This window comes from Methylobacterium sp. BTF04, assembly GCF_010692745.1.
GTDB lineage: Bacteria > Pseudomonadota > Alphaproteobacteria > Rhizobiales > Beijerinckiaceae > Methylobacterium.
The window spans coordinates 157,334-177,634 of record NZ_JAAHTB010000006.1 but is presented as its reverse complement, the minus strand read 5'-3'; the positions used below and the strand labels follow the sequence as shown (position 1 = coordinate 177,634).

Here is a 20,301-nt window from a genome sequence, read left to right as displayed (position 1 = left end):
GGCCTCGGTTGCCCCGTGCGCCTCGCTCTCACGGCAGGCCAGAAGGGTGACGCCCCCGCAGGCCGACGCCCTGCCCGCCGCGTTCGTCATGGCCGATACCGCCTAGACCGCTTTTGGCGTTTGCGCCCTAATACCGAATCGGAATCGCGCGTTGTCTCGGCCGATGCCAAGCGCATGACTGGCCTGCGTTTTTGCCGGATTGAGAGGACGCTGTGCGTTGCGGTATCCCCGATCGACGGAGCGGCTGGACCGCCCAGTGCCCCCCCCCTCTTCAGGATCGTCCATGGATCACCCGGCCGCGTCTCAGAAGGACTCGTCTCAGAAGGACGCGGCTCCGAAGCGTTCGTCCGCTGCCGGTGGCTGGGGTGCCTTGAAGAGTTGCGGCAAGCATCTGCTCAGCAGTCGGGCGCCGTTTTCGGGCGCCAGAGCGCTGCTGAATGCCAACCAGCCGGACGGGTTCGATTGTCCCGGCTGCGCCTGGGGCGACCCGGAGCACGGCTCATCGTTCGAGTTCTGCGAGAACGGGGTCAAGGCGGTCTCCTGGGAGGCCACCGACAAGCGCACGCCGCCGAAGTTCTTCGCCAAGCACACCGTCACCGAATTGCGCGGCTGGACCGATTACGCCCTGGAGGGCGAAGGCCGCCTGACGCATCCGATGCGCTACGATGCGGCGAGCGATCGCTACGTGCCGACGACCTGGGACGAAGCGTTCGCGGCCATCGGTGCCGCTTTGCGCGCCCTCGACAGTCCGGATCAGGCCGAATTCTACACCTCGGGCCGCGCCTCCAACGAGGCCGCGTATCTCTACCAGTTGTTCGCTCGCCTCTACGGCACCAACAACTTTCCCGATTGCTCGAACATGTGCCACGAGGCCAGCGGCATCGCGCTGCAGGCGGCCATCGGCGTCGGCAAAGGCACGGTCCTGCTCGAGGATTTCGAGAAGGCCGACGCGATCTTCGTGGTGGGGCAAAATCCGGGCACCAACCATCCGCGCATGCTCGGCGACCTGCGGCGCGCGGCCCAGCGCGGTGCCCGCGTGGTGGTGTTCAACCCCGTGCGCGAGCGCGGCCTCGAGCGCTTCGCCGATCCGCAGAATACGGTCGAGATGCTGCGCGGTGCGAGCGCACCGGTGGCGAGCCATTATTATCAGCCGCGCCTCGGTGGCGACATGGCGGCGTTTCGCGGTATCGCCAAGGCGGTGTTCGCCGCCGACGACGCGGCGCTCGCCGCCGGCCAGCCCTCGGTGCTCGACCGGTCCTTCCTCGCCCATCACACCGATGCGTTCGAGGCCTATCGGGCCGTCGTGGACGCGACGACTTGGGACGCGATCCTCGATCAATCTGGCCTTGCCCGCGCCGACATCGAGACGGCGGCCGAGGTTTATCTCGGGGCCGACAAGGCCATCGTCACCTGGGCGATGGGCGTGACCCAGCATCGGCACTCCGTGGCCACCGTGCGCGAACTCACCAATGTGATGCTGCTGCGGGGCAATATCGGGCGTCCAGGGGCTGGCCTGTGCCCGGTGCGCGGCCACTCGAACGTGCAGGGCGACCGCACGGTGGGCATCAACGAGAAGCCGCCGGCCTCCCTCCTCGACGCGCTGGACCGCGCGATCGGCTTCACCGCGCCGCGCAAGCACGGCCACAACGTGCTCGGTGCCATCGGCGCCATGCTCGACGGCTCATCGAAGGCGTTCATCGGATTGGGCGGCAACTTCGCCAGAGCGACGCCGGATACGGCGGTGGTCGCCAAGGCGTTGGCCTCCTGCGAACTCACCGTGCAGATCGCGACGAAGCTCAACCACTCCCACCTCGTGCCGGGCCGTATCGCCTACCTGCTGCCCTGCCTCGGGCGGACCGAGATCGACCGGAATTCGAAGGGCAAGACCCAGATCGTCACGGTCGAGGATTCCATGAGCATGGTCCACGGCTCGGGCGGCATCAACAAGCCGGCCTCCCCCGAACTGCGCTCAGAGATCGCGATCATCGCCGGCATGGCCGCTGCCACGGTGGGATCGGACAAGGTCGATTGGGCAGCGCTCGCCGACGATTACGACGGCATCCGCACGCTCATCGAGCGCACGATTCCCGGCTTCACCGGCTACAACGTCCGGGTGAGGCGCCCGCGCGGCTTCATGCTGCGCAACCTCGCCGCCGAGCGCAACTTCGAGACGGAGACAGGCCGGGCCAACTTCTCCGCCGACGCGCTTCCCGACGCGACCGAAGACCAGCGAGCCCGCAAGATGCCCGGCACCTTCGTGTTGCAGACCTTCCGCAGCCACGACCAGTACAACACCACGATCTACGGCCTCGACGACCGCTACCGTGGCGTCTACGGCGAGCGGCGGGTGGTGTTCGCGCATCCGGACGATCTCGCCGAAATCCGTGCCGTGACCGGCGATCGGGTCGACATCGTCGGCACCCATGACGACGGCGTCACCCGCGTGGCCGAAAGCTTCCGCCTCGTGCCGTTCGACATGCCGCGCGGGAATCTGGCCGGCTACTACCCCGAGCTGAATGTGCTGGTGCCACTCTCCACCTTCGGCCGGGAGAGCGACACGCCGACCTCGAAATCGGTGATGGTGTCCCTGCGCGCACCGGCGACCGCGTGAGCGAGCCGCCGGCCGACGCCGATACCTTCCTGGCGGTGACCGATTCCGTCGTGGCGCTCCAGCCCGACCTCTCGACCCTGGAGGCCGGTATCCTCGCGGCCTTGCATCTCCGCCTGGCCGCCGACAGCCGCAGCTTCGCCCGCATCTTCGGGGTGGAGCACGCCCTGGTCCTGCGGGGTGTCGAGACGCTGGTGGGTGACGTGGGGTTGATCTCCGTCACCACGCGCAACGAGCGTACCCAGCGCACGCATTACGCGGCCACGGAGACCGGACTGTCCGTGCTCGGTCACCTACACGGGTGATCGCGGAGCGGGCACTTCGGCCCCTGGGACCATGGCCCGGGCGACCGCCGGACGGCGTGACACGCCTATCGATCTTCCGACCACCCCGAACGCGATGATCGATCAGGTCCGAGCCGCTTATCAGCCCTGGACGGGGTGGCTATGTGGTCGCTTGCGGATTTCGCAGCAGCTTTACTGACCCCTGGCGCCGATCGCCTCCGACCACGTCACCGCGCGGCGCGCCATGCCGATATGCTGGCGCTCGTACATGCGCCCTTCGATCTTGATCGCGCCGCGATTGGAGTTCTCGGGCTTGTCGAAGGCATCGATCACCATCCGCGCCCGGCGCACCTCCTCGTCGGAGGGGGCAAAGCAGGTATTGGCCGGCTCGATCTGGTTGGGGTGGATCAGCGTCTTGCCGTCGAAGCCGAGATCGCGTGCCTGCTGGCATTCGGCTCGGCAGCCCTGCACATCCTCGATGTCGTTGTAGACACCGTCGAGGATGGTGAGACCCTCGGCACGGGCGGCGGCCAGGGTGAACATCATCCAGGGCAGCATCGGCACACGGCCGGGGACGAGCTGCGCCCAGGTGTCCTTGGCGAGATCGTTGGTCCCGAGCACGAAACAGGTCAGCCGGGTGCGCCGATCGCGTTGCGCCTTGGCGATCTCCTGGATGTTGAGGATGGCGGCCGGTGTCTCGATCATCGCCCAGACCGCGATGCTGTCGGGGGCCTCGAGCGCTTCGAGATGGTTGGCGATGCTCTCCAGCACCGCCGGCGAGGAGACCTTCGGCATCAGGATCGCGTCGGGACGAGCCTGGATCGCGGCCTTGAGGTCGGATTCGCCCCACGGCGTCTGGGGCGCGTTGACCCGGATGATGATCTCGCGATCGCCATAGCCGCCGCCCTTGACCGCGGCGCAGACCTGCTCGCGCGCAAGCTCCTTGGCCTCGGGCGCCACTGCGTCCTCGAGGTCGAGGATCAGGCAATCGGCGTGCAGAGTCTTGGCCTTGTCGAGCGCCCGCTGGTTCGAACCGGGCATGTAGAGCACACTGCGACGAAGGCGGAGATCGGACATGTAGCATTCCTGTGGAGACCGCTGAACCCTAATGCAACATGGCGGCCGAGGCACCCCGAGGATGCGGGAAACGCCACGTTATCCGGGCGGATCGATGCCGGAACGCAGGGCGCGCGCTATGCGGGAGCGCCGTCCGAGGCCATGAACCGGTCATCGCCTTCCCGCGAACGACGAGACATCCATGCCGCACCGGCCAGCTGTGAGCGACGGACCCGCCCGGCCCTACGCGGCCGGGCCGGACGGGGTGCGGCTCGCCGTGCGCCTGACGCCGCGCGCGAGCCGCACTGGCCTCGACGGCCTCGTCGCAGGCGCCGACGGCCGCGTCGCCCTCCAGATACGGGTGGCCGCAGCCCCTGTGGACGGCGCGGCGAACACCGCGCTCGTCGCCTATCTCGCCGATGCCTTGCGCCTGCGGAAATCCGATATCCGGATCGCATCGGGGCAGACGGGGCGGCAAAAGCTGCTCGTGCTCGAAGGCGATGCAGCTGTCATCCTCGGGCGTCTCGACGCCTGGGTCGACGGCGCCGCTCGTCGCTGATGAGGCCGAACGCAGTGGCCAATCAGGCCGTGCGCAGCTGCCGGCGCTTGTCGGCGGCCGACCATTGCATCAGGCCGATCATGACGATGATCGTCCCCAGATAGACGACGCCTTGAAGGGCCGTCGGCCGGTCGGTGTAGCCGATGAGGGCGTGCAACACGCGGCCGACGATGCTGTCCTCGCGCAGGATGCCGGCGGTGTTCCACAGGGGCCGGTCGAGCACCGTGATCAACCCGGCATTGGACAGGAACTGTGCTGCCTGCGCCGCGAGGCCGGCGGCGAGGAAGATGATGAGCGCGCTCGTCACCGAGAACACGTAGCGGGTCGGTACGGCGGCAAGGCCGAAATAGCTCACCGAGGAGACGAGGGCACCGACGGCGACGCCTGCGAGTGCGCCGATCTGCAGCTCGGCGCCGGACGCGCCCGACGCCACCAGCCCGTAGAGGAACAGCACCAGTTCGGCGCCTTCGCGCAGGATCGCGGCCCCGACCACGAGGGCGAGCGCCGCCAAAGTGCTCTGCCCGGTTCGCACCGCATTGCCGGCGGCACGCAGTTCCCCGGCGAGTTCGCGGCCGTGGCGGCTCATCCAGGTATTGTGCCAGATCAGCATCAGCACCGCGACGATGAGGACCGAGGCATTCAGGATGTCCTGCCCGGCACCCTCGAAGGCGTCGGAGATCTTTTCGGCGAACAGCGCGATCAGGGCGGCGCCGGCGAGACCGCCGACAATGCCCAGACCGATCCAGCGGCCACGGCCGACAATGCCGCGGGTTGCGGCGAGCACGATACCGACGATGAGGCCGGCCTCGATGACCTCGCGAAACGCGATGACGAAGGCTCCGATCATGCGGAGATGTCCCTATGTTCGCGCAAGAGCCGCGCGGATTACCAGATCCAGAACAGCAAGACCCAGCCGGTGACCGAGAGGCCGCAGGCCGCCGAGATGGCGAGCGTCGCCCCGGCCCGCCGAAGCGTGCCGCCGTAGAGGCCGGACACGCGCCAGGCGAGCCAGATGCTCCACAGGCTGGTGCCGACGAGGAGCGCTCCGCGCATTTCGGAGACGTAGGGCAGCACGAAGCCGTCGCCACGCAGGAAGGTGACGGTGAGCGCCGAAAGTCCGAGAAAGACGCCGCAGCCCGCCAGCGGGATCAAGGTCTGCGTCAAATGGTGGAAGCGGTCCCACGACCATGCCCCCAAGGCCCGCGTGCCAAGCGCCACCAGCGCCGACAGCGACAGGCCGAGGATCAGCGCGGCGGCGGCGATGTAGGCGAGGAGCAACACACCGTCGAGGAGGCTGAGCACGTCGTTGTGCTCAGGGTAGTTGGTGAGGATGAACCACGGCAGCGTGGCCTCCAGCGGCCAGGTGATGCCGTGCTCGATCAGCCATGTCGCCAGCATCAGCTTGGCGTCGATGAACCACGGGCTCGCCGACCACTGGAACGCGCCGACCGCCAGACCCATCATGCCGAACAGGATCAGCACGGTCTGGTCGAGGCTCGGCTCGGAGCCGGCGACGTTGACGATCTCGTGGGTGGGCGAGCGACGGGCAAGGCGCACGGCACCGCGATAGCCGCTACAGCGCCCGCACATGTGGCAGGCCCCGGCGCCGCGCATGGTCTTCACCGGCACCAGCGGGGCGCAGTTGAAGCTCTCGCCGCGGGGCTTGGGCGAGGCCGCCCAGGCGGCATTGTCGACCTGGAAGCTGATCGGCGCCAGCTTGGCCAGCACCGCGAAGACCCCGTTCACGGGGCACAGGTAACGGCACCAGACCCGCTTGTTGCGGCCGTAGAGCAATCCGATCACGATCGCGGCCGTCGTCGAGCCGCCGAGCACCACGAGCACGGGCTTCGGATAGCCATAGACGCTGATCATCTGGCCGTAGACCGTGGTGCCGGCAAACGCCACGAACGGCCAGCCGCCCCAGGTGATCCAGCGCGGCACGGCGCGCCCCAGGCTCCAGCGGCTCGCGAACTCGGTGAGCGCGCCTTCCGGGCAGAGGATGCCGCACCAGGCCCGCCCGACCACCACCATGCTCACCAGCACGAACGGCCACCAGATGCCCCAGAAGCAGAACTGCGCGAACACCGTGAGGTCGTTCCACAGATGCGCGCTGCGATCGGGCAGCGGCAGGAACGCCGGCACCGCCACCAGGACGAGATAGACCGCGATCACCGCCCACTGGACCTTGCGGATCATCCCGCCGTGGCGCTGCAGCCACTGGCCGAACTCCGCCAGCCTGGCGTCGATCCAGACCTCGCTCGGGTGGGGGGACGCGGAGGCCGCCATGCTCGGCCTACTTCGCTACGAGCGTGGCTTTGGACTCCGGATGGAAGTCGTCGAACACCGGATAGGTCCCCGGATCGACCGTGCGAAACACGATCGACGAGGTGGCCCCGGAGGCAAGCGCCTTCTCGCGCTTCAACTCGGCACTCTCGAACTCCACCGGGCTCTTTCCGGTATTGGTGATTTCGAGCTTGAACCGGGTGTTGGCCGGCACCTCGATCACCTCCGGCACGAACACGCCGTCGCGCATCTCCAGCTTGATCACCGGCAGGTCTTCCGCCCGCGCCGAGGGGACGCAGGCGACGAGGAGGGCCGCACCGAGCCCGGCGCCGATCAGGGCGCGGGGCAGGCGGCGGGATCCGAAGCTGATGATGCGGTCGGGCATGGCGCTCAATACGCCCCCTTCTTGCCGATGCCGGCGAAGGTGAAATCCTGGATCACGTCGAACGGCTTGAACCACTCGGCGACACCGGTCTCCTTGTCGACATGGCGACCGAAATGCCCATGCGCGCCGGGGGGCGCCACAGTCATCTTCAGGCGATAGCGGCCGGGGCCGGACAGCTTGACGTTGTCGCCGTAATGCGGGCCGTCATTGGCCACCATCTGCATCAGCGTTCCGGCGACCTTGGGGCCGGTGGGCGCATCGCCTTCGAGCTTCACCACCTCGAAGGTCACGTCGAGGGCCGGCACCCAATCGCCCTCGGCGAACCCGTTCCTGTTGTCCTTGGCCGCATGGATGTCGGCTTCGAGGTGGATGTCGGATTGCGCGGCGGCGCGCATCATATCCGGCGGGTCCATCTCGATCGGCTGCAGGTAGACGGCCCCGACTTCGAGTCCGTTCTGGGTCACATGCGGCCCGATCGGCGTCTCCTTCGCCACGGCGTGGAGGGGCGCAGCGACCAGGAGCAGGCCGGCAACGAGCAGGGCGGGGGAGAAATTCTTGCGCATCGTGGCAAGCGGGTAAACCAGCCGCAAAGACAAGCAAAGAGGCTTATTCGTCACATTTTCAAATCAGAACAATTCTAAACTAAGAATTGATCCGGTCTGGTGAGAACAGCGCCGCTTCCGATGACCGAATAAGCTTCGGTCTCGATCGTATTCCTCAGCGGCGATACGACGGGAGTCAGTTGCGAGGAGACCAAATCGCGTGACCTCGCGGCTCCACAACGCTCAATGTGGACTCGGTCCCGCGAGGCTGGCTGTGGAAAAAGTCCGGCGAACGAGCCTGGGATAAGCCCAGGCCTGACTCAGGCCCCTGCCACCGAGCAGGATCAGGAAGGCGAGCCAGAGCCCGGCATTGCCGAGCCCGAGCAGGTGGGCGGCCGCCAAGGCGAGACCGTAGCCGGCGGTGGCCGCGATCATCAGGTTGCGCATCGCCCGCGTCCAGGTGGCGCCGATATAGATGCCGTCATAGGCGAAGGGCACCGACGCCACCAACGGGGCCAGTGCTGCCGGGATGAGATAGGCGCCGGCCATCGCGCGCACCTCCGGATTCGTGGTCACGGCAGCGATGAAGCCATGCCCGATCAGCAGGAAGCCTGCGGCGATGACCACACCGAAGCCGAGGCACCACAGCAGACTCAGGCGGGCGGCGCGCCGGAAACCGGCTTCGTCGCGGGCGCCCACCGCCTGCCCGCACAGGGTCTCCGCAGCGGTGGCGAAGCCATCGAGGAAGAACCCGCCGATCATGAAGAGATTCCACAGGACCGCATTGGCCGCGAGCACCACGTCGCCGGAGCGGGCTCCGAGCGCCGAGAACGCAGCGATGCAGCCGACCAGCAGCAGGGTGCGCACCATCACGTCGGCATTGACGCTGAGCATGCGGGCCAAAGCCCGGGGATCGCGCACGACCCGCAACGGCACCGCGAACGGCCGCGACCCGAGACGCCCGAGCAGGAAAAGCCCGAGACCGGCGCCGGCAGCCTCCGCCAGCAGCGTAGCGAGGCCGGCGCCCGCGACGCTCATGTCGGCGCCGAGCACCAGGATCAGCGTGAGGGCGATGTTCGTCAGGTTGATCGCGACCTGCAGCAGCAACCCGATATCGGTACGGCCACGCCCGAGCACCGAGCCGAGGATGGCGTAGTTTGCCAGCGTGAACGGGGCCGCGAAGATCCGGATGTGGAAATAGGCCGAGAGGCCGGCGATCACCGCCGGACTCGCCCCACTCACCGCGAAGGCGGCCCGGCCCAGCGGCACTTGAAGCGCGACGATCACGAGCCCGACCAGCACGCCGGCGGCCAGCGAGCGCGCCAGCGTCCGGTCGACCTCTCCGGCGTTGCGCGCGCCCACCGCCTGCGCGGTCAGGCCGGCGGTGGCCATGCGCAGTGAGCCGAACGACCAGAAGATCGCATCGAAGATCACGGCGCCGAGTGCCATCGCTCCGAGCAGCGCGGCGTCGCCGAGCCGGCCGATCACCGCCGCACCGACAAAGCCGAGGAGCGGCGTCGTCACGTTGGCGAGCGTCATCGGCAGTGCGAGCGCGAGGACGCGCCGGCTCGTTGCCGAAGCCGGCGTGGTGCCCTGTCCGTGGATCATCCGTGGTTCGGCTCAGTGACAACCGCATCCGCTGCCACAGCTACCGCCGCCGGTGGCGGGTTTGGCGGGCTTGGCCGTGGTGTCGCGCGTCAGGCCGCGCTCCGCCAGTTCCGAGAGATAGGTCGCCCAGCGGTTCCGGTACTGGCGGCCGAGATCGTACAGGTAGCCCCAGCCGAACAGGCCGGTATCGTGCATGTCGTCGAAGGTGAGCTTCACTGCGTAGTTGCCCACCGGCTCGACGGCGAGGATCGCCACGTCGCGTTTGCCGCCGATCACCTTGCGCTCGGCCGGCGAATGCCCCTGGACCTCCGCCGACGGGCTCGACACCCGCAGATACTCGGCGGGAAGCTCGAAGCGACCACCATCCTCGAAGGCCACCACCAGCGTCCGCTTGTTGCCGGTGAGGCGGATCTCGGTGGGCCAGCGTTCGGGCGCCGCAGCCACGTTTTCGTTCACGGCCGACGCGCTCCCGGCCAAGTGTTGGCTCATGGCAAACTCCTCACAGGCATGATCCCACCGCATCGTCAACGAACTTGCCCGCGGGGGTGCAAGACCTCATATGCCTATCCATGCTAGGTTCGTCACGCGACCACGCCGCAGTTTCTTCCTCACAGACGAGTTCAGAGTCCCGCATGTGGGGTCCCCGCGACATCAACGCTGTCTCTGCACCGGCGCCGCTGATCGACCCGTTCCAGCGGGCGATCACCTATTTGCGGATTTCGGTGACCGATCGCTGCGATCTGCGCTGCGTCTATTGCATGTCGGACGACATGAACTTCCTGCCCAAGCGTGACCTGCTCACGCTGGAGGAACTCGACCGGCTCAGCGCGGTGTTCATCGGCCGCGGCGTGCGAAAGCTCCGCATCACCGGCGGCGAGCCGCTGGTGCGCCGCGACATCATGCACCTGTTCCGCCGTCTCTCGCGCCACCTCGGCACCGGCGCGCTCGAAGAGCTGACGATGACCACGAACGGGACGCAGCTCGGACGCTTCGCCCCGGAATTGGCCGATCTCGGCGTGAAGCGGGTCAACGTCTCCCTCGATACCCTCGACCCGGACAAGTTCCGGGCGGTGACCCGACGCGGTGATCTCAAGGTGGTGCTCGACGGCATCGCGGCGGCTCGGAAAGCCGGCATCAAGGTCAAGATCAACGCGGTGGCGCTGAAAGGTGTCAACGAGGACGAGATCGCCGACATGATCGCCTGGGCCCATGGCGATGGCATGGACATGACCCTGATCGAGGTGATGCCGCTCGGCGAGATCGAGGGTGACCGGACCGACCAGTTCCTGCCGCTTTCGGTGGCGCGCGCCCGGCTCGAGCAGCGCTTCACGATGACGCCGCTCCCCGACCGCACCGGCGGTCCAGCACGCTATGTCCACATTGCCGAGACCGGCGGACGCCTCGGCTTCATCACGCCGCTCACCCATAATTTCTGCGAGAGCTGCAACCGGGTGCGCCTGACCTGTACGGGCAAGCTCTACATGTGTCTCGGGCAGGAAGACGCCGCCGATTTGCGCTCCGTACTGCGCGCTTCGCCGGACGATGCCCTCGTCACGCAAGCGGTGATCGACGCCATCGCCCGCAAGCCGAAGGGGCATGATTTCGTCATCGAGCGGGCGCGCCCTGCCGCCGTGCCGCGTCACATGAGCGTGACCGGGGGCTGATGCTCCGGATGGTTTGACCCCCGGGGCCATCGAACCTAGACCGCCCTGATCCTCGATACGATTGGGAGACGGATGATGGCGAAGGTCGCGTTTCTGGGCCTCGGTGTGATGGGTGGCCCGATGGCCGGACATCTCGCCAAAAAAGGCCACGACGTCACCGTCTACAACCGGACCGCCGCCAAGGCCGAGGCCTGGGTGACGGCGCATGGCGGTCGATCGGCCAAGACCCCGCGCGAGGCGGCCCAGGGCCAGGAGATCGTGTTCGCCTGCGTCGGCAACGACGACGATCTGCGCGGCGTGACGCTCGGCGAGGACGGCGCCTTCGCGGGCATGGACACGGGCGCGATCTTCGTCGACCACACCACCGCGTCGGCCGAAGTGGCGCGCGAACTGGCCGAGGCCGCGAAGGCCGCCGGCTTCGCCTTCATCGACGCACCGGTCTCGGGCGGACAGGCCGGCGCCGAGAATGCCGCCCTCACCGTGATGTGCGGCGGTGACGCCGCCGACTACGCCAAGGTCGAGGCCGCCATCCTGTGCTTTGCCAAGGCAAGCCGCCTGATGGGGCCGTCCGGCTCCGGCCAGCTCACCAAGATGGTCAACCAGATCGCCATCGCGGGAATCGTACAGGGCCTGTCGGAAGCGATCCACTTCGCCAAGCGCGCCGAGCTCGACGTCGATGCGGTGCTCGACGTGATTGCGAAGGGCGCCGCCGGCTCGTGGCAGATGGAGAACCGCGGCCGGACGATGAATGCCGAAAAGTTCGATTTCGGCTTTGCCGTCGACTGGATGCGCAAGGATCTCGGCATCCTGCTGGCGGAAGCGCGCCGCAACGGCGCCCGCCTACCGGTGACCGCACTCGTCGACCAGTTCTACGCAGACGTCCAGGCCATGGGCGGGAGCCGCTGGGATACCTCCTCGCTCATCGCCCGCCTGGAGACGTGAGTCGCGCCTCGGCGAGGGCGAGAGACGCCTCGGGCGCAGTCCACAGCCAGTCCGCGCCCATCTGGTGGCGAAACCAGGTGAACTGACGTTTGGCGTAGCGGCGTGTATCGGCCTGCCCGCGAAGGATCGCCTCGTCACGGGAGATCGCCCCGTCGAGATGGGCGATCAGGCCCGGCACCCCATGCGCCCGCATGATCGGCAGCATCGGATCGAGGCGTCGCTCGCGCAGGGCGGCAACCTCGTCGAGGGCGCCGTCCCGGATCATACTGATAAAACGCGCATCGATGCGCTGCCGGAGCGTGTCGCGCTCCGGCGCGAGGAAGAGCTTCAACAGCGGCAGCCCCATCAGCGGGCCGGGCAAGCGCTGGCCGTGGAAAGCCGAGATCGGCTTGCCGGTGGCGGCGAAGATTTCGAGGGCGCGCATCACCCTGGCGCGGTCGCTCGGACGCAGGATTTCGGCGCCGGCCGGATCGACGATCGCGAGATCGGCATGGAGCGCCTCGGTCGGACGGCCTTCGGCTTGCAGCCTGATTTCAGCCCGCACGGCATCCGGGACCGCCGGCAGATTCGAAAGCCCCTCCTCCAGAGCACGGAAATACAGGCCCGTGCCACCGACGAAGATCGGCAGGCGCTCCTGCGCCTGAAGTGCCGCAAGAAGCGGAACCGCTTCGCGGACGAAATGGCCGGCGGAAAAATTCACTGCGCCGTCGACATGGCCGTAGAGACGATGGGGCGCCTGCGCCTCCTCGGCGTCGCACGGCCGGGCGGAGAGACGGCGCAGGTCGGCATAGACCTGCATCGAATCCGTATTGATCACGACGCCGTCGAAGGCGCGCGCCAGCGCGAGGGCGAGGCCCGACTTGCCCGAGGCTGTCGGCCCTGCGATGAGGATGGCCGCCGGCCGGCTTCGCGTCTGCGTCGTAGTGGTGAGCGGCGGCAAGGCGTGGAAGCTCCCGGATGTCCCTCGTCGCGATCCTGATAGCAAACGAGAGCCGCCCCGCCATCACCGATGCGGTGCTGGCCGAGACGCGCGCGGTGCTGCGCACCGACCATCAGCCGCGTATCCTGCATGGCGAGGTCGCTGCCGAAATCCTGGTCTCGGGCGCGCCTCAGGACGCGCCGGCGCTGGCACGGCGACTGAGAGCGGCCCTGGCCTCGGAACCCCTCGACATTGCCGTGCTGCCCGCCGGCCCGCACCGGCGCAAGCGCCTGTTCCTCGCCGACATGGATTCCACCATGATCGAGCAGGAATGCATCGATGAACTCGCCCATACGATCGGCCTGAAGGCGGAGGTTTCGGCGATCACCGAGCGGGCCATGCGCGGCGAGATCGCGTTCGAGCCGGCTCTGCGCGAGCGCGTGGCTTTGCTGCGCGACCTGCCCGTCGCGGTCGTCGACGACCTGATCGCCAACCGCATCACCCTCACTCCCGGCGGCCGGACGCTGGTGCGGACCATGAAGGCGCACGGCACCCATACCTGCCTGGTCTCGGGCGGATTCACGCTCTTCACCGGGCCGGTCGCCGCGCTGATCGGTTTCGACGAGGCTCACGCGACGACCCTCGGCGTGCGGGCCGGACGTCTCACCGGCGCCGTCGAGGAGCCGATCGTCGGCCAGGAGACCAAGCGCGCCGCCCTCGTGGCGCTCCGCAGCCGGTTCGGCCTCGACCCGGCCGACACGCTGGCGGTCGGCGACGGAGCCAACGACCTCGCCATGCTGGAGGAGGCCGGACTCGGGGTCGCCTTCCGCGCCAAGCCCAAGGTCGCGGCGGCGGCGGATGTCCGGATCGACCACGGCGATCTCACCGCCCTGCTCTATCTCCAGGGGTTTTCCGCGAGCGAGTTCGTGAACTGAAAAAGGCCGCCGGCCCGATCCGGGCGGCGGCCTTCGATGTGGTGGACGTAGCGCGATCGCGCGTTATTCGAGGCCGATCGCCACGAAGCGCACGTCGCCGGACGCACTCGCCACCAGCAGCAGCACGGACTTCCGACCGTCCTTCTTCAGTTGATCGATCCTCTTGGTCACGTCGGCCGGTGCGTTGACGGCTTCCTGCCCGACTTCGACGATGATCTCGCCCGGCTTGATCTGCTTGTCGGCCGCCGTCGAGTTGGGGTCCACGCGGGTCACCACGACGCCCTTGAGGGTGTCCTTGATGCTGTAGCGCTTCCGCAACTCGTCGGTAAGGCTCGACAGGTTGAGGCCGAGCGCCTGACGGATCGCGCTCTCGGCTTCCGGCTGCTTGGCGTTGGCGAGCTGAGGCTTTTCGTTGTCTTCCAGGCGTCCGAGGGTGACGGACTTCGTCGACTCGGCGCCCTTGCGCACCACGATCACCTCCACGGTCTTGCCCACCGGGGTCGACGCGACGATGCGCGGCAGGTCGCTCGACGACTTCACGGTGTTGCCGTTGAACTTGGTGATGACGTCGCCGACCTCGAGACCCGAGACCTTGGCGGGACCCTTCTCGTCGACACCGGCGATGAGCGCGCCCTTGGCGCCACCCTTGAGGCCGAGCGCGTCGGCGGTGGCGTCGTCGACGTTCTGGATGCGCACGCCGAGCCAGCCGCGGCGGACCTCGCCGAACTCGCGCAATTGCTCGATGACCGGGCTCGCGGTGTCGGATGGGACGGCAAAGCCGATGCCGACCGAGCCGCCGGTGGGCGACAGGATCGCCGTGTTGATGCCGATGACCTCACCGTTCATGTTGAACAGCGGACCGCCGGAATTGCCCTTGTTGATGGCCGCATCCGTCTGGATGTAGTTGTCGTAAGGGCCGGATTCGATGTTGCGGCCCCGCGCCGAAACGATGCCGGCCGAGACCGAACCGCCGAGACCGAACGGGTTGCCGATGGCGATGACCCAGTCGCCGGGTCGCATCTTGTCGGAGTTGCCGAACGGCACAGCCTTCAGCGGCTTATCGGCATCGGGTTTCACCCGCAGCACCGCGAGATCGATCTTGGCATCCTTGCCGATGATCTCGGCCTTCAGCTTCGTGCCGTTGTGCAGGATGACCTGGATGTCGTTGGCATCGCCGATGACGTGATTGTTGGTGACCACGATCCCGGAGGCGTCGATGATGAAGCCCGAGCCGAGCGAGTTCGACTTGCGCGGCTGCTGGCGCGGGGAATCCCCTTCGCTGCGGTCGCCACCGCCGCGCTGGCCACGCTTGTTGAAGAATTCCTCGAACAGGTCCTCGAACGGCGTGCCGGGCGGCAATTGCGGGCCGGTGCGGGCGCTCGGGCGAGCCTCGACGGTGGTGGACGCCGAAATGTTCACCACGGCGTCGGTGACCTGATCGGCGAGATCGGCGAGCGATTCCGGTCCTTTGGCATAGGCTGCCTGCGGCAGGCCGACGAAAGCCACCGAGGTCGCGAAGGTCGCGGCCGCGAGGAGCGAACGCATGGACTGGTGGAGCGCTCGGGAAGGTCGCGCCCGGACGGCGCTCGCAACGGGAACCATGGTCGACCTCTTGGCTGGAACGATGACCTTAGATCGTCCGCAGGGACGCACGATCAAGGGCACGGCCGGCACGCGGGAAGCGGGCCGGCCGTTACGGTGTCGGTCGTCGTCGCGCGATCAGGGCGTCAAGGACGCTGACCCGTCGATCCGGTCGTGCCGGTATCGGACGTGCCGCGAGCCGGCGCAGTCGCGCCGCGCGCTGCAGTCGCCGGTGACCGCCCCTGCGGATCGCTGAAGTAGCGGAAGAAGTCCGAAGACGGGCTGATCACGAGGCGCGTCTCGGAACCCTTCAACCCGGTCTCGTAGGCCTGCATCGACCGGTAGAAGCTGAAGAAGTCCGCGTCCTTGCCATAGGCTTCCGCCAGGATGCGGTTCTTGTCGGCGTCGCCCTGGCCGCGCAGGGTCTCCGAGGTCTGGTTGGCTTCCGACAGAAGCACCGTGACGTCGCGATCTGCCTTGGCCTTGATGGTGGCGGCGATCTGGTCGCCGTTGGCACGGATGTCCGCCGCCTCGCGATTCCGCTCCGTCGTCATGCGCTTGTAGACTGCCGAGCTGTTCTGAGCCGGCAGATCGACGCGCGTCATGCGCAGGTCGACGATCTCGACGCCGAGATCCTTGGCCTGGCGATTCACCTCCGCCTGGATCTGGTTCATCAGATCCGAACGCTGGGTCCGCACGATGGCGTCGCGGGTCGAGCGGGCGAGCACGTTGCGCAGGGACGAGTTGGTGAAGCTCGCCAGCAGCGTGTTGGCGCGCGGCACGTTGTTGACCGACTGATAGAACTTCAGCGGATCAGTGATCCGGTAGCGCGCGAAGGCATCGACTTCGAGGTTCTGCCGATCGGCCGTCAGCAGCGTCTGAACCGGCAGATCGAGGTCGAGCACCCGCTTGTCGAACATGACCAGGTTCTCGATGAACGGAATCTTGAAGTATAGGCCGGGCTTGTCGGTGCCGGTCTGGTTCAGGACGGCGCGGATGCCACCGAACCGCAGGACGAGGGCCTGCTGCATCTGACCGACGGTGAAGACGGCGGCATAGAGCGCGACGACGATGGCCGCGGCGACGATGAGGGCGCCGGTACGGATGGTGGGATTGTTCATCGGGCCGCTCCACCGGTGGCGCTGCGGGGACCGAATTCGGCCAGAGGAAGCACCGGCACGACACCAGAAGTATTGCCGGCGCCATTCACGCCGGTGCCGTTCTGATCGATGATCACCTTGTTGACCGAGCCCAGGACCCGCTCCATCGTTTCGAGGAAGATGCGCTCGCGGCTGATGGCCGGCGCGATCTTGTAGGATTCGTAGACCTGCTTGAAGCGTGCGGACTGGCCGGTCGCCTCGGCGGTCGCCTGCGTCTTGTAGGCTTCCGCCGCCTGGACGATCTGCGCGACCTTACCCTTGGCCTGCGGAACCTCGCGGCTCGCGTAGGTCCGGGCTTCGTTCTGCGCACGCTCGGCATCCTGCTGCGCGGCGTTCACGTCGATGAAGGCGGGGCGCACCTCCGGCGGTGGGTTGACGCTGACGAGCTGGACGACCTCGATGCGGACACCGGCGCCGTATTCGTCGAGCGCCTTCTGGGTGATCTCCTTGACCTCCTGGGCGACGCTCGACTGCTCGTTGGTTAGGATCGCCTGGATGTTGCGGCGGCCGATGACCTCGCGCATCGCGCTCTCGGCGATGGCCTTGATCGTGCCCTCGGGGTTCTCGAGGTTGAAGACGTAATCCGACGCCTTCAGCGGATTGACGCGCCACTGCACCTCGAAATCGAGGTCGACGATGTTCTCGTCGCCGGTGAGCATCAAGCTCTCCTCGGGCATGTCGCGGCCACGGCCCTGTGCGCCGATGCCGGCGCGATAGCCGACCTGGATGCTGTTCACCTGCCCGACATTCGGCTTGGTCACCGCGCCGATGGGATAGGGGAAGATGTAGTTCAGGCCCTGGCCGGTGGTGTTGGTATAGCGCCCGAAGATCGTCTCGATACCGACCTGCTGCGGCTCGACCTTGTAGAACCCGGTGGCCAGCCAGCCGAGGATCACGAGGCCGCCTGCAATGAGGATACCCTTGCCGCCACCCATCGTGCCGCCCGGCATGACGCCGCGCAGACGGTCCTGACCGCGCCGGAGCAGGTCTTCGAGGTCGGGGGGCGTCTTGCCGCCACCGCCACCGCCACCCCAGGGGCCACCGCCGCCGCCATTGCCGCCGCTGCCCCGGCCCCAGGGCCCTCCCCCGTTGCCGCCACTGCCGCCGCTCTGATTGCTCCAAGGCATGCTTGCCGATATCTCCTGTTCGAGCAGCGTCTTCGTCGCGTCCGAAGACCGCTCCTTCAATCCGGTTTTGCCGCTCTCGCGGCGTACACCGTATCCCGACCGGGCGGACGTCGGCGTCCTCTCCGGTCTCAAGCGGTCCATCGCACCTGCGTGGCCCCACGCAGTCCTGTCAAGGCTGGCACTTGGGCATCGCGACCTCGAAACACAACCGCGCGAGCGTATGCTGAACAATGCGTCGCGGGCGGCGTCAGGCGATGCGTTCGAGATCGACGAAGCTGAAGGCGCACGCATCGTGCTCGCCGGCTGGGTGGGCTTCCCGATGGGTTTCGCGAAACGCCTGCCGGTCGAAGGCCGGGAAGATCGTGTCTCCGTCGGGAGCCAGGTCGACTTCGGTGAAATGGATCCGGTCGGCGTGCGGCAGGGCCAGGGCGTAGATCTCACCGCCGCCCGCCACCATCAATTCCTCGGCCTCTCCGGCGGCGGCTAAGGCTCCCGCCCAGTCGTGAACAGGGGTGACCTCGGGTGCGGAAAACGTGGTGTCGCGGGTGAGGACGATGGTCCGTCGCCCCGGCAATGGGCGACCGATGGAATCGTAGGTCTTGCGCCCCATCAACAGCGGCTTGCCGAGGGTCAGCGCCTTGAAGCGACGCAGGTCGCTGCGCAGCCGCCAGATCAGGCCGTTGTCGCGGCCGATGACGCCATTGCGCGCCACTGCGGCCAGGAGCGTGATGCGGATCGGATGCCCTGTCACGGCGCTGTTCATCAGACGGCCACCTTTGCGCGGATGGCGGGATGGGGATCGTACCCTTCGAGCGCGATATCGTCGAAGCGGAAATCGAACAGCGACGCCACCTCCGGGTTCAGGACGAGGCGCGGCAGGGGGCGGATCTCTCGGGTGAGCTGCAGGCGGGCCTGCTCCAGGTGATTCACGTAGAGATGGGCGTCGCCCAGCGTGTGCACGAAGTCGCCCGGCGTCAGCCCGGTCACCTGTGCGATCATCGCGGTGAGGAGTGCGTAGCTCGCGATATTGAACGGGACGCCGAGAAAGACGTCGGCGGAGCGCTGGTACAGCTGGCACGAGAGTCGACCCTCGGCCACGTAGAACTGGAACAGGCAGTGACAGGGGGCGAGCGCCATCCGGTCGAGGTCGGCCGGGTTCCAGGCCGAGACCATGAGTCGGCGGGAATCGGGATTTCGGCGGATTTCGTCGACCACCCAAGCGATCTGGTCGACGCTGCCGCCATCGGGCTTGGCCCAGGACCGCCATTGCCGGCCATAGACCGGACCGAGATCGCCATCGGAATCGGCCCACTCGTCCCAGATGCTCACGCCATTGGCCTGGAGCGCCCGCACGTTGGTGTCGCCGGTGAGGAACCACAGCAACTCGTGGATGATCGAGCGCAGGTGCAGCTGCTTCGTGGTGACCACGGGAAATCCGGCGCCGAGGTCGAACCGCATCTGGTGGCCGAAGACCGAGAGCGTGCCTGTGCCGGTGCGGTCGTCCTTGCGGATACCCTCACGAAGAATGCGTTCGAGAAGCTGATGGTAGGTCTGCATCGCGGCTCCGCTCCGACGCCCTGCGATAGCCCGAACCCCGGTCGGAGGCGAGGTGGCGACGCGGAGACGTCAACATGTTCGTGGCCTCAGATATCGGTGGGCCAGAGCACGTAGGCCACCATCGCAAGATTGCTCCAGCCGTGAAGCAGGATGCACGGCCAAAGCCGGCCGCTGCGCCACCGCAGCCAGCCGAGCACCAGCGCCAGCGGCACCAGCGAGACCGGCCGCGCGAAGCCGGCGGGCGTGACATGCGCCCCCGAAAACAGGATCGCGCTGGTGACGATGATGCCGGCCGGACCGAGGGGCGCAAGCCCTTTCGCAAAGATGGCTCCACGCATCAGCAACTCCTCGGCGATGGGCGCGAGGATCGCCACGTAGGCGAGCCAGACCACGGTGGCCGTCGTGCTCAGGAAGGGCGACAGCCCGACATGGCGGCCGAAGGGCGCGTGGAAGAACTCCGCCGTTCCGGTGACCCAGACGATGTGGAGGACCGGCCAGACCAGCAGGATCGCCCCGAAAGTCACGGGGGCGAGCCGCCAGGATTCCCCCGGCCGCCAACCGAGCGCGAGCGTGCCGCGCCATCCGGGTCCGATGCGCCAGCGCCCGATGCCCATGACGAGGCCGGCGAGACAGATCTGGCGGAGGACGTCGAGGGCGAGTTCGCGCATGGCGATCTGCTGCGGATAGAGCCGCGGCCGCTCGGCAGCGCCGGCCAACGGATTCGTGCCATCGATCCAGTCGGACCCGACGCGGACGATCAGGAGTGCCACGAGGCTCGCCGCGACCAGATACAGCATCGCCGAGAGCGCGAGCTCAGCGATGGCGAGGACCACCTTGGCGGCCCTGCGGATACGGCTCCGCGAACCCACGACATCCACGGGGTCCGGCCGCGGCGCGGGCGCCCGATCTACAGGCATGGGGAGACCAAGATCAGGCTTCAAAAGCGTCGGGACTCCCACTATGTCTGAAGTGCTGATTGAAGAGGGTAAACGCCACGGCCGCGCTGGACCACGGGCTTTTGGACGCAATGTCCGCGGGCTCGACAGGGCGTGGGTTTTGGCGGAAGCTCGAATGGGCTGCGCGTGATGGGT

20 protein-coding genes are annotated in these 20,301 nt (G+C 67.5%); 6 read left to right on the top strand and 14 right to left on the bottom strand.

Features of this window, described 5'->3' with window-relative positions; all coding sequences use genetic code 11:
- Positions 1 to 283: 283 nt before the first annotated feature.
- Both G3T14_RS06245 and G3T14_RS06240 read left to right on the top strand, forming a co-directional pair.
- Complete coding sequence (locus G3T14_RS06245; protein ID WP_163641093.1) at positions 284 to 2,611, top strand: FdhF/YdeP family oxidoreductase; 2,328 nt, start codon at positions 284 to 286, stop codon at positions 2,609 to 2,611.
- Positions 2,608 to 2,913 (top strand): hypothetical protein, encoded by a 306-nt coding sequence (locus G3T14_RS06240; protein WP_163641091.1) that lies wholly within the window; start codon positions 2,608 to 2,610, stop codon positions 2,911 to 2,913. Before G3T14_RS06245 ends, G3T14_RS06240 begins: the two co-directional genes overlap by 4 nt.
- 171 nt (positions 2,914 to 3,084) lie before the next feature.
- Here the strand turns inward: G3T14_RS06240 and G3T14_RS06235 are convergent, their stop codons facing one another.
- Positions 3,085 to 3,969: a CoA ester lyase gene (locus G3T14_RS06235; RefSeq protein ID WP_163641089.1), complete on the bottom strand. Its 885-nt coding sequence runs from the start codon at positions 3,967 to 3,969 to the stop codon at positions 3,085 to 3,087.
- A gap of 181 nt (positions 3,970 to 4,150) precedes the next feature.
- On the opposite strand from G3T14_RS06235, the gene G3T14_RS06230 reads away from it, so the two are divergent.
- The gene (locus tag G3T14_RS06230; protein ID WP_163641087.1) at positions 4,151 to 4,507 is read left to right on the top strand and encodes a DUF167 domain-containing protein; all 357 of its coding nucleotides are present in this window, start codon (positions 4,151 to 4,153) and stop codon (positions 4,505 to 4,507) included.
- 22 nt (positions 4,508 to 4,529) lie between these two features.
- Here the strand turns inward: G3T14_RS06230 and G3T14_RS06225 are convergent, their stop codons facing one another.
- From G3T14_RS06225 to G3T14_RS06200, 6 genes are all read right to left on the bottom strand, one after another.
- Positions 4,530 to 5,354, bottom strand: a complete 825-nt coding sequence (locus tag G3T14_RS06225) for an FTR1 family protein (protein ID WP_163641085.1) — start codon at positions 5,352 to 5,354, stop codon at positions 4,530 to 4,532.
- A 38-nt stretch (positions 5,355 to 5,392) separates the two neighbouring features.
- Positions 5,393 to 6,793: a 4Fe-4S binding protein gene (locus G3T14_RS06220; protein ID WP_163641083.1), complete on the bottom strand. Its 1,401-nt coding sequence runs from the start codon at positions 6,791 to 6,793 to the stop codon at positions 5,393 to 5,395.
- Positions 6,794 to 6,800: 7 nt separating this feature from the next.
- Entirely contained in the window at positions 6,801 to 7,175 is a 375-nt protein-coding gene (locus G3T14_RS06215; RefSeq protein WP_163641081.1) for a cupredoxin domain-containing protein, read from the bottom strand.
- A gap of 5 nt (positions 7,176 to 7,180) precedes the next feature.
- Positions 7,181 to 7,738: an iron transporter gene (locus tag G3T14_RS06210; RefSeq protein ID WP_163641079.1), complete on the bottom strand. Its 558-nt coding sequence runs from the start codon at positions 7,736 to 7,738 to the stop codon at positions 7,181 to 7,183.
- Positions 7,739 to 7,960: 222 nt separating this feature from the next.
- On the bottom strand, positions 7,961 to 9,325 hold the full coding sequence (locus G3T14_RS06205) for an MATE family efflux transporter (RefSeq protein WP_163641077.1): 1,365 nt from the start codon (positions 9,323 to 9,325) through the stop codon (positions 7,961 to 7,963).
- Between the two features lie 12 nt (positions 9,326 to 9,337).
- Positions 9,338 to 9,814 carry a DUF971 domain-containing protein gene (locus G3T14_RS06200; protein ID WP_163641075.1) on the bottom strand — a complete coding sequence of 159 codons (477 nt, stop codon included), beginning with the start codon at positions 9,812 to 9,814 and terminating at the stop codon, positions 9,338 to 9,340.
- 143 nt (positions 9,815 to 9,957) lie between these two features.
- On the opposite strand from G3T14_RS06200, the gene moaA reads away from it, so the two are divergent.
- Positions 9,958 to 10,989 (top strand): GTP 3',8-cyclase MoaA, encoded by a 1,032-nt coding sequence (gene moaA / locus G3T14_RS06195; RefSeq protein WP_163641073.1) that lies wholly within the window; start codon positions 9,958 to 9,960, stop codon positions 10,987 to 10,989.
- A gap of 75 nt (positions 10,990 to 11,064) precedes the next feature.
- Positions 11,065 to 11,931, top strand: coding sequence for an NAD(P)-dependent oxidoreductase (locus G3T14_RS06190; protein WP_163641122.1), 867 nt, complete (start codon positions 11,065 to 11,067; stop codon positions 11,929 to 11,931).
- Here G3T14_RS06190 and miaA read toward each other — a convergent pair.
- Positions 11,909 to 12,871 carry a tRNA (adenosine(37)-N6)-dimethylallyltransferase MiaA gene (gene miaA / locus G3T14_RS06185; protein ID WP_163641072.1) on the bottom strand — a complete coding sequence of 321 codons (963 nt, stop codon included), beginning with the start codon at positions 12,869 to 12,871 and terminating at the stop codon, positions 11,909 to 11,911. The two genes, G3T14_RS06190 and miaA, sit on opposite strands and share 23 nt — an antisense overlap.
- A 17-nt stretch (positions 12,872 to 12,888) precedes the next feature.
- Between miaA and serB the strand changes: the two genes are divergently transcribed.
- Complete coding sequence (gene serB, locus G3T14_RS06180; protein ID WP_163641071.1) at positions 12,889 to 13,785, top strand: phosphoserine phosphatase SerB; 897 nt, start codon at positions 12,889 to 12,891, stop codon at positions 13,783 to 13,785.
- A 63-nt stretch (positions 13,786 to 13,848) separates the two neighbouring features.
- On the opposite strand, the gene G3T14_RS06175 is transcribed toward serB, so the two are convergent.
- The 6 genes from G3T14_RS06175 to G3T14_RS06150 form a co-directional block, all read right to left on the bottom strand.
- Positions 13,849 to 15,387 (bottom strand): DegQ family serine endoprotease, encoded by a 1,539-nt coding sequence (locus G3T14_RS06175; protein WP_163641070.1) that lies wholly within the window; start codon positions 15,385 to 15,387, stop codon positions 13,849 to 13,851.
- A gap of 125 nt (positions 15,388 to 15,512) precedes the next feature.
- Entirely contained in the window at positions 15,513 to 16,487 is a 975-nt protein-coding gene (locus tag G3T14_RS06170; protein ID WP_163641069.1) for a protease modulator HflC, read from the bottom strand.
- On the bottom strand, positions 16,484 to 17,653 hold the full coding sequence (gene hflK / locus G3T14_RS06165) for an FtsH protease activity modulator HflK (protein WP_163641068.1): 1,170 nt from the start codon (positions 17,651 to 17,653) through the stop codon (positions 16,484 to 16,486). The genes G3T14_RS06170 and hflK overlap by 4 nt, the downstream gene beginning before the upstream one ends.
- 247 nt (positions 17,654 to 17,900) lie before the next feature.
- Complete coding sequence (locus tag G3T14_RS06160; protein WP_163641067.1) at positions 17,901 to 18,416, bottom strand: dihydrofolate reductase; 516 nt, start codon at positions 18,414 to 18,416, stop codon at positions 17,901 to 17,903.
- Positions 18,416 to 19,210 carry a thymidylate synthase gene (locus tag G3T14_RS06155; protein WP_163641066.1) on the bottom strand — a complete coding sequence of 265 codons (795 nt, stop codon included), beginning with the start codon at positions 19,208 to 19,210 and terminating at the stop codon, positions 18,416 to 18,418. The genes G3T14_RS06160 and G3T14_RS06155 overlap by 1 nt, the downstream gene beginning before the upstream one ends.
- A gap of 86 nt (positions 19,211 to 19,296) precedes the next feature.
- Positions 19,297 to 20,079 carry a CPBP family intramembrane glutamic endopeptidase gene (locus G3T14_RS06150; protein ID WP_348645215.1) on the bottom strand — a complete coding sequence of 261 codons (783 nt, stop codon included), beginning with the start codon at positions 20,077 to 20,079 and terminating at the stop codon, positions 19,297 to 19,299.
- Positions 20,080 to 20,301 lie beyond the last annotated feature (222 nt).

What these genes read in the sequence shown, in the direction of transcription:
- G3T14_RS06175 (WP_163641070.1), bottom strand. Translation starts at nt 15,387, where the DNA reads ATGGTTCCCGTTGCGAGCGCCGTCCGGGCGCGACCTTCCCGAGCGCTC.
- G3T14_RS06245 (WP_163641093.1), top strand. Translation starts at nt 284, where the DNA reads ATGGATCACCCGGCCGCGTCTCAGAAGGACTCGTCTCAGAAGGACGCG.
- G3T14_RS06170 (WP_163641069.1), bottom strand. Translation starts at nt 16,487, where the DNA reads ATGAACAATCCCACCATCCGTACCGGCGCCCTCATCGTCGCCGCGGCC.
- G3T14_RS06235 (WP_163641089.1), bottom strand. Translation starts at nt 3,969, where the DNA reads ATGTCCGATCTCCGCCTTCGTCGCAGTGTGCTCTACATGCCCGGTTCG.
- G3T14_RS06190 (WP_163641122.1), top strand. Translation starts at nt 11,065, where the DNA reads ATGGCGAAGGTCGCGTTTCTGGGCCTCGGTGTGATGGGTGGCCCGATG.
- G3T14_RS06210 (WP_163641079.1), bottom strand. Translation starts at nt 7,738, where the DNA reads ATGCGCAAGAATTTCTCCCCCGCCCTGCTCGTTGCCGGCCTGCTCCTG.
- G3T14_RS06225 (WP_163641085.1), bottom strand. Translation starts at nt 5,354, where the DNA reads ATGATCGGAGCCTTCGTCATCGCGTTTCGCGAGGTCATCGAGGCCGGC.
- G3T14_RS06200 (WP_163641075.1), bottom strand. Translation starts at nt 9,814, where the DNA reads ATGAGCCAACACTTGGCCGGGAGCGCGTCGGCCGTGAACGAAAACGTG.
- hflK (WP_163641068.1), bottom strand. Translation starts at nt 17,653, where the DNA reads ATGCCTTGGAGCAATCAGAGCGGCGGCAGTGGCGGCAACGGGGGAGGG.
- G3T14_RS06205 (WP_163641077.1), bottom strand. Translation starts at nt 9,325, where the DNA reads ATGATCCACGGACAGGGCACCACGCCGGCTTCGGCAACGAGCCGGCGC.
- G3T14_RS06160 (WP_163641067.1), bottom strand. Translation starts at nt 18,416, where the DNA reads ATGAACAGCGCCGTGACAGGGCATCCGATCCGCATCACGCTCCTGGCC.
- moaA (WP_163641073.1), top strand. Translation starts at nt 9,958, where the DNA reads ATGTGGGGTCCCCGCGACATCAACGCTGTCTCTGCACCGGCGCCGCTG.
- G3T14_RS06220 (WP_163641083.1), bottom strand. Translation starts at nt 6,793, where the DNA reads ATGGCGGCCTCCGCGTCCCCCCACCCGAGCGAGGTCTGGATCGACGCC.
- G3T14_RS06155 (WP_163641066.1), bottom strand. Translation starts at nt 19,210, where the DNA reads ATGCAGACCTACCATCAGCTTCTCGAACGCATTCTTCGTGAGGGTATC.
- G3T14_RS06230 (WP_163641087.1), top strand. Translation starts at nt 4,151, where the DNA reads ATGCCGCACCGGCCAGCTGTGAGCGACGGACCCGCCCGGCCCTACGCG.
- G3T14_RS06215 (WP_163641081.1), bottom strand. Translation starts at nt 7,175, where the DNA reads ATGCCCGACCGCATCATCAGCTTCGGATCCCGCCGCCTGCCCCGCGCC.
- serB (WP_163641071.1), top strand. Translation starts at nt 12,889, where the DNA reads ATGTCCCTCGTCGCGATCCTGATAGCAAACGAGAGCCGCCCCGCCATC.